The organism is Micromonospora sp. WMMD967 (assembly GCF_029626165.1).
Classification (GTDB): Bacteria; Actinomycetota; Actinomycetes; order Mycobacteriales; family Micromonosporaceae; genus Micromonospora; species Micromonospora taraxaci.
Genome location: NZ_JARUBK010000001.1, coordinates 6200651 through 6216229 on the forward strand (window position 1 = coordinate 6200651; position 15579 = coordinate 6216229).

Consider the following 15579-nt stretch of genomic DNA (forward strand, 5'->3'; position numbering starts at 1 on the left):
CCGCGCCCCGCGCCCCGCGCCCCGCGCCCCGCGCCCCGCGCCCCGCGCCCCGGCATGATCGTGCTCGATCCAGCATGTAGTGGCCTCCTGCTTCGGTCGACACCACTACAACAAGGATCGAGCGCCATCATGCCGCTCCACGCCCGCAAGATCCGCACACTTTCGGTGATGTTGCTGTCTCAAGGACGCCGGAGGCAGCAACATCACCGATGTTGCGCGGATCTTGAGCGGGGCGAGGCCCACGGGGCGAGGCCCGCACGGGCGGGGCCCGCCCGGGCCGGGCCCGGGCGGGGCGCGGGTTTCGGGGGACGTCAGCGGCGCAACGTGAGGATCAGGTCGGCCACCAGGGCCGTCCAGCCGGTCTGGTGCCAGGCGCCCAGGCCGGCCCCGTTGTCGCCGTGGAAGTACTCGGGGAAGGCGACCAGGTCGCGCCAGTCCGGGTGGGTCTGGAACATCTGCGCGGCGCCGTAGATCGGCCGGCGACCCCAGTCGTCCTGGGTGAACAGCGAGATCAGCCGGGCGGAGAGGTCGTCGGCGATCTCGTCCAGAGTGCGCTTCACGCCGGAGCGGGTCGGGTACTCCACCTGGAGGTCGTCGCCGAAGAACGCCGCGTAGTCGCGGAGCGCGCTGATCAGCAGGAAGTTCGTCGGCATCCAGATCGGACCGCGCCAGTTCGAGTTGCCGCCGAACAGGCCGCTCGTCGACTCGGCCGGCTCGTAGCCGACGGAGAACTCCTGCCCGCCGAGGGTGACCGAGAACGGTTTGTCCAGGTGCGCGCGGGAGAGCGTCCGCAGGCCGAAGTCGGAGAGGAACTCGTCGGGGTCGAGCATCCGGGCGAGGAGCCGGACCACCTGCTCCGGGCCGACCATGGACAGCAGCCGTTGCTGTCGGCCGTCCGGACCCAGCCGGCGGGTGCCGATCACCTGGGCGTACTCCGGGCGGTTGGTCAGGAACCAGCGCAACCGCGCGCCCAGCTCGGGCAGGTGGTGCAGGGTCCGCGCGGTGAGCCGGGTGGTGGCGGCCAGCGGCAGCAGCCCGACGACCGAGCGGACCTTGAGCGGCACCTTCGTACCGTCGGCGAGGCGCAGCACGTCGTAGAAGAACGCGTCCTCGTCGTCCCACAGCCCCTGCTCGTACGCGGCGGCGGCGATGTACGCGAAGTGTTCGAAGAACTTGGTGGCGGTGTCCACCCAGGTCCGGTCGTGTTCGGCGAGCACGATGGCCATGTCGAGCAGGTTGAGCGCGTACATGCCCATCCAGCCGGTGCCGTCGGACTGCTCCAGCACACCGGCCACCGGCAGCGCCGCCGAACGATCGAACGGCCCGACGTTGTCCAGCCCGAGGAAGCCGCCCTCGAAGACGTTGTTGCCGCCGGTGTCCTTGCGGTTGACCCACCAGGTGAAGTTGAGCAGCAGCTTGTGCATCACCCGGGCCAGGAACTCGTAGTCCCGCCCGCCGTCGATCTCGAACACCTTCAGCGCCGCCCACGCGTGCACCGGCGGGTTCACGTCACCGAACGCCCACTCGTACGCCGGGATCTGCCCGTTGGGGTGCAGGTACCACTCGCGCAACAGGAGCAGCAGTTGGTCCTTGGCGAAGCCGGGGTCGACCCGGGCGATGCTCACGCAGTGGAAGGCCAGGTCCCAGGCCGCGTACCACGGGTATTCCCAGGGGTCGGGCATGGAGATGACGTCGAAGCTGGTCATGTGCCACCAGGCGCTGTTGCGCCCGTGCCGGCGGCCGGCCGGCGGGGTGGAGCCGGGGTCTCCTTCGAGCCAGCGTTTGACGTCGAAGTGGTAGAACTGCTTGCCCCACATCAGCCCGGCGATGGCCTGCCGTGCCACCAGCGCCTCGTCGGGGCTGGCGGTCGGCGGGATCACCCCGGCGAAGTACCTGTTCGCCTCGGCCCGCCGCGCCCACACCACTGCCTCGAAGCCGGCGCTGAGGTCGGCCGGGGGCGGCGGCGCGGCGGCCGGGGGTGACGCGGTGCGGGTCAGCCGCAGCCGGATCTGACGCTGCCCGCCGGCGGGCACGTCGAGCACGTAGTGCAGCGCGCCCTTGGTGCCCTCCCGGTCGGGGTTGACAGTGGCCGCGCCGTTGACGACGTGGTCGTTGATGCCGTCTTTGGGATATTTCGAGCGGCCGGGCAGGCCCCAGAGACGTTCGGCGTTGGTGTCGTTGTCGCAGAGCAGCGGCACCGGGCCCCCGTCGCCTTCGAGCAGCAGTTGGCCGAACACCCGGTGTTCGCCGACGAGCCGGGTGCCCTGACCGGTGATCCGGGGAATCCGGTCGCCGCCGGGCAGGCCCCACGCCCAGGTGTTACGGAACCACAGGGTGGGCAGCACGTGCAGGGTCGCCGCCTCGTCGCCCCGGTTGGCGACGGTCACCACCATGCAGAGGTCGGTCGGGGACGCCTTGGCGTAGTCGACGGTCACCGCCCAGTACCGGTCCTCGTCGAAGATCCCCGTGTCCACCAGCTCGTACTCGGTGTCGTCGCGGCCGCGCACCGCGTTCACCGCGACGAGTTCGTCGTACGGGAAGGCGGCCTGGGGGTAGTGGTAGCGCCAACGCATCCAGGAGTGCGTCGGGGTGCTGTCGAGATACCACCAGTACTCCTTGGCGTCCTCGCCGTGGTTGCCGCTGTCGCCGCCGAGGCCGAACATCCGCTCCTTGAGGATCGGGTCCTTGCCGTTCCAGAGCGCGAGGGCGAAGGCGAAGGTCTGCCGGTCGTCGCAGACGCCGGCCATTCCGTCTTCATTCCACCGGTAGGCTCTGGACCGCGCGTGGTCATGCGGGAAGTAGTCCCAGGCCGTACCGTGCTCGCTGTAGTCCTCCCGTACCGTCCCCCACGCCCGTTCGGACAGATAGGGACCCCATGCACGCCAGTCCTGCTCCCCCGAGTCGGCCTGGGCGAGCCGGAGCCGCTCAGCGTCGGGTGGCGAGGCGTCGGAGGACGATCCGTCAGTGATCACGTGCACATCTTTGACGTCGCCGGGGTGCTTGACCACAGCGGCCATTCTCGTCGTGGCGTGTTACACCTCGCCGCAGGTGGAGGAAAGTTGATCGACATGCGTTTCGGCCCCCAGGTCTGCGGCGATCTGACCAGCGCCGCGAGCCGGGAGTGGCTGGTCCCGGACGGCCTCGGCGGGTACGCGATGGGCACTGTCGGCGGGCTCCGGACGCGCCGGTACCACGGCTTGCTGGTCGTTCCCGGCGAAACGCCGGCGTCCCGCCAGGTGGGACTGGTCAGCCTCGACCCGGCGGTCACGCTGCCGTCCGGCGCGCGGGTGCGGCTCGGCGCGCACGAGTGGTCCTCCGGCGACGTGGACCCGCGTGGCTTCGAGTTGCTGGAGCGCTTCGACCTGGTCGACGGCCTGCCCCGGTGGCGGTGGCGGATCGGCGCGGTGGTGATCGAGCGGGAGGTGGCCATGCTGCCCGGCCGCTCCTGCGTGTCGGTGGTGCACCGGCTGGTCGCCGGCGGGCCCGTCCGGCTGGAGCTGTCGGCCGCCTGCACCTGGCGCGACGCGCACGGCGAACGGCGGGCCGACGGCCCGGTTCCGCAGGTCGAGGCGGTGGCCGACGGCGCGGTGGTGGAAGGCGCGTACCGGCTGTCCGGGCCGGGCTGGTTGCCCGAGGGGCAGTGGTGGCTGGGCGTACACCACCGTGAGGAGGCCAATCGGGGCCTGAACCCGGACGAGGACCTGTGGTACGCGGGGCGGTTCGTCGGCGAACTGGAACGCCCCGGCGACACGGTGTCGGTGCGGGCGTGGGCCGGTCGACTCGACGAGGAGCCGCCGCCGGCCACCGAGATCGTGGAGACGGCCCGACGGCGCAACCGGCAGGTGGTGGCGGCGGCGAAGCCGGCCGACCCGGTCGAGGCGACGCTCACGCTGGCCGCTGACGCGTTCGTGGTGCGCCCCGGCGGGCGGGCCGTCGACGTGGTGGCCGGCTATCCGTGGTTCGGCGCCTGGTCGCGGGACACGATGATCTCCTACGAGGGGTTGTTCCTCTGCACGGGTCGCGCCGACGAGGGTCGGGAGCTGCTGCGGGCGTACGCGGCGACGCTGTCCGAGGGGATGCTCGCCAACACGGCCGACACCGGTCGGGTGGAGTACAACACCGTCGATGGCACGCTGTGGTTCCTGCACGCGGTGAGTCGGCACGTCACCGTCACGGGTGACACCGACCTGGGTGACGAGCTGCTGCCCGCGTTGGGTCAGGTCGTCGACGCCCACGTGGCCGGCACCCGGTACGGGATCGCCGTCGACCCGGCCGACGGGCTGCTCAGCCAGGGTGCCCCCGGCACCGCGCTGACCTGGATGGACGCCCGGGTGTACGGGGTGCCGGTCACCCCGCGTACCGGCAAGCCGGTGGAGGTCAACGCGTTGTGGATCAACGGCCTGGCCGGGCTAGCGGAGCTGACCGAGCTGGCGGGGCGAAACGCGGACGAGCTGTGGCGACGGCACGGGCAAGCCACCGCCTCGTTCCGGGAGCGCTACCCCGCGCCGACCGGCTGGCTGCACGACGTGCTGGACGCGCCCGCGCCCGCGTACCCGCTGGGCGGGGCCGCCCTGCACGACGACGACGCGCTGCGCCCCAACCAACTGCTGGCCTGGTCGCTGCCGTACGCGCCGATGGACCCGGACGAGACCACGTTGCGGCGTATCGGCGATGGGCTGCTCACGCCGCTCGGGCCGCGCAGTCTCGCCCCCGACGCGGCGGAGTTCGTGGGCCGGCACCGGGGTGGTCCCGCCGAGCGCGACGGCGGCTACCACCAGGGCACGGTCTGGCCGTGGCTGCTCGGGCCGTACGTGGACGCGTGCCGCAAGGGCAAGATGTCGGTCGATGACGTGTTCGTCGGTATCGAGGCGCATCTGACCGAATATGGGCTAGGCTCGGTGAGCGAGACGGCCGACGGCCTCGCGCCGCACGCCGCGACCGGCTGCCCCTTCCAGGCGTGGTCGGTGGCCGAGCTGCTGCGGGTGCGCCGAAAGAGCCAGTAGCGCTTTACACGACCGCAACGGCAGTGTCTCCGCTGGTTATCTCGATCCCGGCAGGATTGGCCCCGATCCAGACGCGACGGCGACACCGGCTCCGGTGTCGGTCGGCGCGCGCCCGGGGACAACTCAAAGGGGGCCGCATGTCACCCGACGCCCACGTGATCGACATCCACCCCGCCCGGCAACTGCGGGTGCTGATGCTCTCCTGGGAGTACCCGCCGGTGCTCGTCGGCGGCCTCGGCCGCCACGTGCACGCCCTCTCCGTCGCCCTCGCCGCCGCCGGCCACGAGGTCACCGTCGTCACCCGCCACTCCGAGGGCGCACCCCTGGAGGAGTACGCCGACGGCGTGCGCATCCTGCGCGCCCCCGAGGACCCGGTCACCTTCCCCCTCGCCACCAGCAGCCTGCTGGCCTGGACCATGGCGTTCAACCACACCCTCACCCGTGCCGCGCTGCGCGCCACCGAGGCCGGCACCTACGACGTCATCCACGCCCACGACTGGCTCGTCGCCCACACCGCCGTCACCCTGGCCGAGCACCTGGACCTGCCCCTGGTCACCACCATGCACGCCACCGAGGCGGGCCGGCACCAGGGCTGGCTGCCGGAGGAGATGAACCGCACGATCCACGGCGTCGAGCACTGGCTCAGCGGCGCCTCCATCCGGGTGATCGCCTGCTCGGGATACATGCGCGAGCAGGTCACCACGCTGTTCGACGTGCCGGCGACGCAGGTCGACGTGGTGCCCAACGGGGTGGACGACCGGGCCTGGCGGGCGCGACCACGGGCGGTCGCGTCGGCCCGCGCGCGGTTCGCCGGCGACGGCCCTCTGGTCGGGTACGCCGGGCGACTGGTCTACGAGAAGGGCGTCCAGCACCTGATGCACGCGGTGCCCCGACTTCGTAAGGAGCACCCGGGGCTGCGCGTGGTGATCGCCGGGGACGGCCCGTACCGCGCCGAGTTGGAGGCCGAGGCCCGACGAATGGCGCTCAGCTCGACGGTGCGGTTCACCGGTTTCCTCGACTCCACCCAGCTGCCGGCGATGCTCGGGGCCACCGATGCGACGGTGGTACCCAGCCTCTACGAGCCGTTCGGCATGGTGGCGCTGGAGGCGGCGGCCGCCGGCGCACCGCTCGCGGTGGCCCGCACCGGCGGGCTCGCCGAGATCGTCGAGCCCGGCGTCACCGGTGTGACGTTCCCGCACAGCGACCCGGACGCGCTCGCCGGAGCGGTCGGTCAACTGCTCGGTGACGAGGTCTTCGCCCGGCGGGTGGCGCGCCGGGCCCGCACCATGGTCGGCCAGCGGTACGGCTGGGCCAGCATCGCTGCCCGTACCGCCGCGAGTTACACCGCCGCCCGACGCGAACACGGCCCCCTACAGGCCCGCCGGGCCGCCGCCCGACTGGCGGGCGGGAGCTCCCGGATCGCCATTCCGGAGGGCAATCTGCTCGCCCGCCTCGACCCCGCCGCGTGCTGAGATACGTCCGACGAGCTATAGGTAGCTTCCGATCCGCTGGTTAGGGTGTAGCCCGGACAGCGGCTGAGGAGGAGCGTGCGCAGGTGCTGATCGCTGGTCGGTACCGGCTGCTCGACCTGGTCGGCCGCGGGGGCATGGGTCGGGTGTGGCGCGCCCACGACGAGATGCTGCACCGAGAGGTCGCGGTCAAGGAGATCGTCCCCCCGAGTTGGCTGGCCGACCACGAACGGGACGAGCTGCGCTCGCGCACCCTGCGGGAGGCACGCGCCGCCGCCCGGCTCAACCATCCCGCCGTGGTCCGGCTCTACGACGTCGTCCCGGTCGAGGGCAGCCCGTGGATCGTGATGGAGTACGTCCCGTCGCGCACCTTGCAGGACGTGCTCGACGCCGAGGGGCCGTTGGAGCCGGCCCGGGCAGCCCGGATCGGCCTGGCGGTGCTCGACGCGCTGCACGCCGCGCACACCGCAGGGGTGCTGCACCGCGACATCAAACCGCAGAACGTGCTCGTGGCACACGACGGGCGGGTGATGCTCACCGACTTCGGGTTGGCCACCTTCGACGGCGGTGACGGCGTGCTGACCCGCCCCGGCATGGTCTTCGGGTCCCCGCAGTACGTCGCCCCCGAGCGAGCCGCCGAGGGGGTGTCCACGGTCGCCGCCGACCTGTGGTCACTCGGGGCGACCCTGCACGCCGCGGTGGAGGGTCGCTCCCCGTACGCCCGCAGCACCGCGATGGCCACGCTGAGCGCGCTGGCCGCCGGGCCTCCGGACCCGGCCCCGCACGCCGGGCAGCTCGCGCCGGTGCTCGACGGGTTGCTGCGCCGCGACCCGCGCGACCGCCTCGACCACGACGCGGCCCGCCGGCTGCTCACCGCCGCGGCGACCGGCCGCCCCGAACCGCCGCCGGTGTCCGACCGACCGCCGGTGCCGGACCGGCCGGCGTCCACACCGGGCCTGGTGGGGGTGCCCGCCGTCGTCCAGGGTGGCGATGAGCAGGACCCGACAGTGCCGCTGCCCGACCCGGGTCGCCGCCCGAGCGACCCGACCACCGCCGCGCCGACCTCGGAGCGGGCGGGTGGGGGGCGTACCCCCCGTCGGCTGGCGTTGGTCGCCGTAGCGCTGCTGGTGGCCGCCGCGGCCGGCGTCGGCGCCACGCTGACCCTCACCGACGACGAGCCCGCCGACACCGGGGGCCCGTCCTCCCAGCAGCCGCAGAACGGTCCGTTCGACGGTGGCGGGCCGGGCCGCCCCGGGCCCGGCCCGGGCCCCGACCGGCCCGGCCCGCCGCCCGGTGGCCGGGACGTCCCTCCGCCGCCGTTCGCGTGTGTCCGCCCGCATATCGTCGGTACGCCGGTACGGGCCGGCACGCCGGCCTCGGGCGAACGGTTCCGGCCTCCGCCCGGCTGGGTCTGGCACGCCGACAGCAGCGGCTTCCGGGTCTCCGTGCCGGCGACCTGGTACCAATCCCGCGACGGTGGGGTGACCTGCTTCCAGGACCCGACGACCGGCCGGGCCTTCAGCGTCGACGGGGGCGACAGCGCCGACCCGTTGGCCCGGCTGCGCGCGACCCGCGACGCGGCCAGCGCAGCCGGGGCGCTTCCGCAGTACGACGAGATCCGGCTCGCCGCGACCGACGATGGCGCGGAGTGGGAGTGCCGCTGGAAGGCCCCCTTCGGCAGCCGGTGGCTGCACGCTCGGCAACAGGTGATCGGGGCTGGCCGCTGGACGCTCGGCTGGATCACCGACGACGAGGACTGGGCCGGGGGTGCGCCCGACTGGGAACGCGTCCGAAATAGTTTCCGACCACCCCCCTGACCTGCACCGTATGGTCATGATCCGGACCACCGTCCGGCGTGGATCGAGGCCGCTCAGCGGATGAGAAATGCCGCCACGGTGGCTATCGTGTAACTCGGGGTGACCGAGGGGGAGCGACCGTGCAGCAGTTGCTGATCGCGGGTCGGTACCGGCTGCTCGACCTGGTCGGCACCGGCGGAATGGGCCGGGTGTGGCTTGCGCGCGACGAGATGCTGCACCGCGACGTGGCGGTGAAGGAGATCGTGCCACCGTCCTGGCTGGCCGAATCCGAACGCGAGGAGTTACGGCTGCGGACCCTGCGGGAGGCCCGTACCGCGGCTCGGCTCAACCACCCCAACGTGGTCCGCATCTACGACGTCGTGCACGACCGGGAGAGCCCCTGGATCGTGATGGAGTACGTGCCGTCCCGGTCGGTGCAGCAGATCATCAGCGCCGAGGGGCCGTTGAGCCCGCAGCGCACCGCCCGGATCGGGCTGGCGGTGCTCGCCGCGCTGCGGGCCGCCCACGCAGCCGGGGTGCTGCACCGCGACGTGAAACCGCACAACGTGCTGGTGGCCGACGACGGTCGGGTGGTGCTCACCGACTTCGGGCTGGCCACCTTCGACGGCGGCGAGGGGGCGATGACCGGGCCGGGCACGGTGCTCGGCTCACCGCAGTTCGTCGCCCCCGAGCGGGCCCGCGAAGGGGTGTCGGATCAGCGCACCGACCTGTGGTCGCTGGGCGCGACGCTCTATGCGACGGTCGAGGGTCAGTCGCCGTACGCCCGGTCGAGCGCGATGGCGACGCTCAGCGCGTTGGCCACCGAGCCACCGGACCCGATGCGGCGGGCCGGGGCGCTGGGTCCCGTCCTTGTCGGCCTCCTTCAGCGCGACCCGTGGCGGCGGTTGACCGCGGCGGAGGCGGAATCCCTGCTGCACCACGCGGCGGCGCAGAACGACGAGCCAACGGGCCCGCCCCGGTCCTCGGCGGTGGCGGCGGTACGCAGCGCGGGTCGTGGCCGCGCTGCCGCCCCAACGGACGGGGTCGGCTACCCCGACCCTCCGACGCCGTCGGCGACCCCGCCGACGAGTCGTCTCCGCCGGTCGCGCCGGCGGCTGCTCGCCCTGGGGGGTGCCGCCACGGCGCTGCTCGTCGCCGGAGGCGTCGCGGTTGCCCTGGTCAACCGCCACGACGCACAGACGCCACCGTCCGGCTCCGGCGGAGGCGTGTCGACCCCCCGACCGGCCGCCTTCGCCTGCTCCACACCACCGCCGCCACCGCCCGCCTCGACTCCGGTGGCGTCGGTCGCGCCCGCCGAGGCCCGGTACCGGCTGCGCGAAGGCTGGACCTGGCACGACGATCCGACCGGCTTCCGGATCGCCGCACCGATCGGCTGGGCGCGCTGGACCGAGGGGTCGGTGACCTGCTTCCGGGAACCGGGCGGGGCTAAGGTGCTCAGTGTCGAGTCGGGGCCGGCGCGGGCCGACCCGGTGGCGTACTGGCAAACCGAGGAAACGCGGCTCACCACCGGCGACGGGCTGCTGCCCGCCTACCGCAAGGTGGACATCTCCGCGATGGACATCTTCGAGGGCGGCGCCGTGTGGGAATGCGGTTGGGAGAACGCCGCCGGCGAGCAGGTGCACAGCTTCCGATTGCTGGCCAACACCTCGGCCGAACGTTCCTACACCGTCTCGTGGTTGACAAAAGAGTTCGACTGGCAGGTCAACGCGGCATACTTGCCGATGATCCGGCAGAGCTTCACCCCCGCCCTCTGACAGCGTCCGATGTGGACCTTCCGGGTGATGCCCCTGCGACGCCCACGCTGACTACAGTGGCGTAGTTTTGGGCGCTCAAGATCCCTGGGGAGGGTGAGCCGAGATGATGGGTCCGCAGCACGCGCTGTCCGGCGCGGCGGTGTGGTTGGCCGGGTCCTGGGCGTTGCAGCAGTTCGCCGACTACCACCAGTCGCCGCTCGCGCTGGCGGTGGGCACCGCTGTGTGCGCCGGTGGCGCTCTCTTTCCGGACCTCGACATGTCGGGCAAGGTGACCAAGAACCAGGGTGGGGCCACCGTCGCCCGCACCTTCGGGGTCTTCTCGCTCTTCGCCGCCGAGGTGATGGAGAAGATCTCACTCGGGGTCTACTACGCCACGAAGCTCAGCAAGGACCCCCGCCGCAACAACGGGCACCGCACCCTGACCCACACGCTGCCGTTCACCGTGCTGGTCGGCTGGGGCACCACAGCGCTCTGCGCCGCGTACGGCAAGTGGGCCGTCATCACCATCCTGTTCTTCATGTTCGGCCTCGCGCTGCGCGGGCTGTTCGACGAGTGGGCGGAACGCGCCGGCTGGGTCATCATCACCCTCGCCTCCGCCGGGGCGGCCTGGTTCACCTTCGCCAACCTCCCCGGTGGTCGGGGCTATCCGCTGATCGGTACGGCGCTGGGGGTCGGCTGCTTCGTGCACATCCTCGGCGACATGATCACCCGGGCCGGGGTGCCGATCCTCTGGCCGATCCCGATCAAACGGCGCATGTGGACGATGATCGGCCTGCCGAACAAGATCGCCCTGCGGGTCGGCAGCAAGGCCGAGGTCGTCGGGATGCGCATCGCACTGACCGTCATCTCGGCGCTCGCGACCGTCGGCCTGGTCGCGCCGTCGGTGCTGAGCCGGTTCGACATCGAGATATGACCGACCCGGCAGCGGATCTGCCACCGGCCGAGGACGCGCGAGTGCCGGAGTTCTGGCGCGCGCTCGGCCTGCCCGGTCTCGCCGACGTGCACGTGCACTTCCTGCCGCCCCGCCTGCTGCGCCGCATCTGGGAGTACTTCGACGCCGCCGGACCGCTGGTCGGCACCGAGTGGCCGATCCGCTACCGGTGGAGCGACGCCGATCGGGTCGCGCACCTGCACCGCCTCGGGGTCCGGGCCTTCAGCGCGTTGGCGTACGCGCACCGGCCGGCCATGGCCGCCGACCTGAACCGGTGGACGTTGGACTTCGCCCGGACGACCCCGGGCTGCCTCCCCTCGGCCACCTTCTTCCCCGAGCCGGACGCCCCCGCGTACGTGGAGGCGGCACTGAACGACGGCGCCCGACTGTTCAAGGTGCACCTGCAGGTCGGCAACTTCTCGCCCACCGACCCCGCCCTGGACCAGGTGTGGGGGACGCTGTCGGACGCGGGCGTGCCGGTGGTGGTGCACGCCGGCCACGCCCCGGTGGGGACCGCGCACACCGGCCCGGACCCGTTCGCCGCGCTGCTCGCCCGCCACCCCCGGCTGAACGCGGTGGTCGCACACCTCGGTGCCCCGGACTACCGGGCCTTCCTGGACCTCGCCGAGACGTACGAGCGGGTTCGGTTGGACACCACGATGGCCCTCACCCCGTTCTTTGAGCAGCTCGTTCCCTTCCCCGCCGACGAACGGCCCCGGTTGCGCGAGTTGGGGCTGGCCGGCAAGGTGCTGCTGGGCAGCGACTTCCCCAACATCCCCTACCCGTACGCGGACCAACTGACCGGCCTGGCGCGACTGGACCTGGGCGACGACTGGCTGCGCGCGGTCTGCTGGGGCAACGCCGCCACCCTGTTCGACCTGTCCTGACCCGCGCCCCACGATGGGCCCCGGTGAGGAAGATCCGCGCAACTGCCCCGATGTTGCTGCCTCCGGCCGGCAGCAGGCAGCAACGTCCCCGATGTTGCTGCCCCGCGGCACCGCCCCTTGGCGGGCCGCAATCTTTTCGACATCGACTATTGACGTCTTCGTAACGGGTGGCCTAGCGTCCTGTCGAACCGCTTAGTCGAAACGCTTCGACACCGTTGCGGGAGCGATCCCACGCCTGGCCGGAGGAGGTGCTCGGGTGGCCACCATGCACGACGTCGCCCGCCTCGCGCAGGTCTCGGTCAGCACCGTCTCGTACGTGCTCACCGGCACCCGGCCGATCTCGCAGGCCACCCGCAACAAGGTGCTCGCCGCGATGGCCCAGCTCGACTACCAGCCCAACGCGATGGCCCGCGGCCTGGCCAGCCGACGCAGCCGCATCCTCGGTCTGCTGATGCCGATGGACGAGCGCGGGCTCGGCGCCACCGAGACCGCTTTCGTCACCGGTGCCGCCGCGGCGGCCAGCTCGGCCGGCTACCACCTGGTGCTCTCCCCGGTCGGCGGCGGCGATCTCGACGACCTGCGCCGGCTGGCCAGTCAGCGGATGCTCGACGGTGTCGTGCTGATGGAGGTCCAGCTGGCCGACGAGCGGGTCACGGTGCTTCAGGAGAGCGGTGTGCCGCTGGTGTTGATCGGCCGCACCGCCGACACCAGCACCCTCTCCTACGTCGACATCGACTTCGACCAGACCGTGCGGGAGGCGGTCGCACACCTGGTCGGCCTGGGGCACCGGCGGATCGTCTACGTCAACCACTCGGCTGCCACGCTGGCCAGTGGTTACGGGCCCGCGTTGCGTACCCGGGACGCCTTTGTCGCGGCGATGACCGGGCACGGCCTCGACCCGGTGATGATCGCGGCCGAGGACAGCGCGGCGGGCGGGCGGGCCGCGCTGGCGGCCGCGTTCGCGCAAGCACCGGACCTGACCGCCGTGCTGGCCATGAACGAGACCGCGATCTTCGGCATCCTCGGTGAGCTGACCGGCCGTGGCCTGTCGGTGCCGGGCGACGTCTCGGTCGTCTCGATGGTCACCTCGCCGCAGGTCGCCGAACTGGCCACCCCGGCGCTGACCGCGATGACGTCACCGGGGTCGGCGCTCGGTCGGATCGCGATCGAGGCGCTGGTACGCCACCTGGACGGCCCTGCCGTCGAGCGCCACCAGCAACTGCTGCCGTGCGCGTTGGAGGTCCGGGGGTCGACCGCCCCACCCCGAAGCCGCCGACCCGCGGGGGCTGATCAGTAAACGGCCCGCCGCCGCGCTGCAACGCGACGACGGGCCTCGTGAAGTACCGGCTAGATACTCAACGAGGAGGATGCTAATGCAGCGATTCCACCGGCTCGTCGCCGCGCTCGCCCTGGCGGCGACCGCGACGACCACCGTGGCCGCGTGCGGTGGTGGTGACAACGCGGACGACAGCGACGCCAAGGTCCTCAAGCTCTGGCACTACGAGAGCGAGAACAGCGCGATGGGGGTCGGCTGGGACCGGGCGATCGAGATCTTCAAGTCCGAGCATGAGGGCGTCGAGGTGCGCTTCGAGCGCAAGGCGTTCGAGCAGATCCAGCAGAACGCGGGCATGATCATCAACTCGTCCGAGGGCCCGGACATCATGGAGTACAACAAGGGCAACGCGACGGCCGGTCTGCTCTCCTCGCAGGGGCTGCTCACGGACCTGAGCGCCGAGGCCGACAAGCGCGGCTGGGCCGGCAAGCTCAGCCCCAGCCTCCAGACCACCGCCCGCTACAGCGACAAGGGCGTGATGGGGTCGGGCAAGTGGTTCGGTGTGCCGAACTACGGCGAGTACGTCACCGTCTACTACAACAAGGACCTGTTCCAGGCCAACGGCATCACGGTGCCGACCAGCATGGCCGAGATGACCGCCGCGATGGACACGTTCGTCGGCAAGGGCATCACCCCGCTGGGCATGGCCGGCGCGGAATACCCGGCCGGGCAGCTCTTCTACCAGCTCGCCCTCGCCAAGGGCGACCGGCAGTTCGTGGACAACTACCAGCTCTACAAGAACCCTGTCGACTTCAAGGCCGACCCGCTCAAGTACGGCGCGGAGACCTTCGCCGAGTGGGTGAAGAAGGGCTACGTCGCCAAGGACTCGGCCAGCCTCAAGGCCGAGGACATGGGCACCGCCTTCATCGCCGGCAAGGTTCCGATGATCGTCTCGGGCAGCTGGTGGTACGGCCGCTTCAAGACCGAGATGAAGGCCAACTGGGACACGTTCCTCTTCCCCGGCAACACCCTGAACGCCGGCTCCTCCGGCAATCTCTGGGTCGTCCCGGAGAACAGCAAGGCCAAGAGCCTGGCGTACGACTTCATCGACATCACCATGCGTCCGGAGATCCAGGACCTGATCGGCAACAACGGTGGTGTGCCGGTCGCCGCCGACGCCTCGAAGATCACCGACCCCAAGGACCGCAAGCTGATCGAGGACTTCAACACGGTCAGCAAGTCCGACGGGCTCGCCTTCTACCCGGACTGGCCGGTCCCCGGCTACTACGACGTGCTGGTCTCCGGCTTCCAGGGCCTGATCAACGGCTCCAAGTCGCCCGACCAGGTTCTCGACACGATCGCCAAGCCGTACGCCGATGGCGTCAAGGAGATCACCGGCAAGTGACACGGCGAGCGGCGGGCGCGATCGGCACCACCGACGCGCCCGCCCGCCCCGCCGGGAAGGATCTTCCATGGCAGTCTCCGAGACCGTCGCCGCCACACCACCGGCCGCGACGCCCACCCCGCCCGCGCCCAGCCGCCGACAACGACGCGGACGCAATGCGGCGTACTGGCTCTACCTGCTCCCCGGGGCGACGCTCTTCGTCCTGGTCATCGGCGCACCACTGGTCGGCACTGTCTACCTGTCGTTGACCAAGTGGTCCGGCGTCGGCGACCCCCGATGGGTCGGCCTGGACAACTACCGGCAACTGCTCCAGGACGACGTCTTCTGGGCGTCGTTCCGCAACACCGTCGCGATGATCGTCGCGATGGTGGTCGTCCCCACAGCGCTGGGGCTGCTGCTGGCAGCTGTGCTCTTCGACGTCATCGGCCGCCGGTTCAAGCCCCGCACCGCCGCCGCGCTGCGGGCCGCGTTCTACCTGCCGCAGGTGCTGCCCGTCGTGGTGGCCGGCATCGTCTGGGGTTGGATCCTCCGCCCCGACGGCGCGTTCAACAGTCTGCTCGACGTGGTGGGCCTCGGCGCGTTACGCCACGACTGGCTGGGTGACCCCGACACGGCCCTCCCGGCCGTGATGGCGGTGATGATCTGGGTGCAGATCGGCTACCCGGTGGTCGTCTTCATGGCGGCGCTGCAACGGGTCGACCCCGAGTTGTACGAGGCGGCCGAGGTCGACGGCGCGAACTGGCTCCACCGGTTCCGGGCGATCACCCTCCCGCAGATCCGGCCGGAAACCTTCGTGGTGGCGCTGACCTGCACCATCGCCGCGCTGAAGGTGTTCGGGCCGATCTTCGCCCTGACCCGGGGCGGCCCGGAGAACGCCACGAACGTTCCGTCCTACTTCGCGTACTACACGTTCTTCAAGAAACTCCAGGTCGGCTACGGCTCGGCGATCTCCACCGTGCTGACACTGATCATCGTCGTGGTGGCCGTGGTGTTCATCTGGATGCAGGCTCGCAGCGAGCGCCGGGACCGGGGGTTCTGAC

10 protein-coding genes are annotated in these 15579 nt (G+C 71.5%); 9 read left to right on the forward strand and 1 reads right to left on the reverse strand.

The features are described from left to right. Window positions 1-311: 311 nt before the first annotated feature. A complete protein-coding gene (locus O7631_RS27855; RefSeq protein ID WP_278147005.1) occupies window positions 312-3017 on the reverse strand; it encodes a glucosidase in 2706 nt (901 codons plus the stop codon). Window positions 3018-3059: 42 nt separating this feature from the next. On the opposite strand from O7631_RS27855, the gene O7631_RS27860 reads away from it, so the two are divergent. The 9 genes from O7631_RS27860 (at window position 3060) to O7631_RS27900 (ending at window position 15578) form a co-directional block, all read left to right on the forward strand. Then, complete coding sequence (locus O7631_RS27860; protein WP_278147006.1) at window positions 3060-5003, forward strand: amylo-alpha-1,6-glucosidase; 1944 nt, start codon at window positions 3060-3062, stop codon at window positions 5001-5003. Between the two features lie 137 nt (window positions 5004-5140). Next, window positions 5141-6475 (forward strand): glycosyltransferase family 4 protein, encoded by a 1335-nt coding sequence (locus O7631_RS27865; RefSeq protein ID WP_278147007.1) that lies wholly within the window; start codon window positions 5141-5143, stop codon window positions 6473-6475. A gap of 83 nt (window positions 6476-6558) precedes the next feature. Next, window positions 6559-8289: a serine/threonine-protein kinase gene (locus O7631_RS27870; RefSeq protein ID WP_278147008.1), complete on the forward strand. Its 1731-nt coding sequence runs from the start codon at window positions 6559-6561 to the stop codon at window positions 8287-8289. Window positions 8290-8408: 119 nt separating this feature from the next. Further along, a complete protein-coding gene (locus O7631_RS27875; protein WP_278147009.1) occupies window positions 8409-10043 on the forward strand; it encodes a serine/threonine-protein kinase in 1635 nt (544 codons plus the stop codon). A 103-nt stretch (window positions 10044-10146) separates the two neighbouring features. Then, window positions 10147-10956 carry a metal-dependent hydrolase gene (locus O7631_RS27880; RefSeq protein ID WP_278147010.1) on the forward strand — a complete coding sequence of 270 codons (810 nt, stop codon included), beginning with the start codon at window positions 10147-10149 and terminating at the stop codon, window positions 10954-10956. Then, window positions 10953-11861, forward strand: a complete 909-nt coding sequence (locus O7631_RS27885) for an amidohydrolase family protein (protein ID WP_278147011.1) — start codon at window positions 10953-10955, stop codon at window positions 11859-11861. Before O7631_RS27880 ends, O7631_RS27885 begins: the two co-directional genes overlap by 4 nt. Before the next feature lie 265 nt (window positions 11862-12126). Beyond that, a complete protein-coding gene (locus tag O7631_RS27890) occupies window positions 12127-13158 on the forward strand; it encodes a LacI family DNA-binding transcriptional regulator (protein WP_278148041.1) in 1032 nt (343 codons plus the stop codon). A 76-nt stretch (window positions 13159-13234) separates the two neighbouring features. Beyond that, window positions 13235-14539 carry an extracellular solute-binding protein gene (locus tag O7631_RS27895; protein WP_278147012.1) on the forward strand — a complete coding sequence of 435 codons (1305 nt, stop codon included), beginning with the start codon at window positions 13235-13237 and terminating at the stop codon, window positions 14537-14539. A gap of 67 nt (window positions 14540-14606) precedes the next feature. Further along, the gene (locus O7631_RS27900) at window positions 14607-15578 is read left to right on the forward strand and encodes a sugar ABC transporter permease (RefSeq protein WP_278147013.1); all 972 of its coding nucleotides are present in this window, start codon (window positions 14607-14609) and stop codon (window positions 15576-15578) included. Window position 15579: the final 1 nt, after the last annotated feature.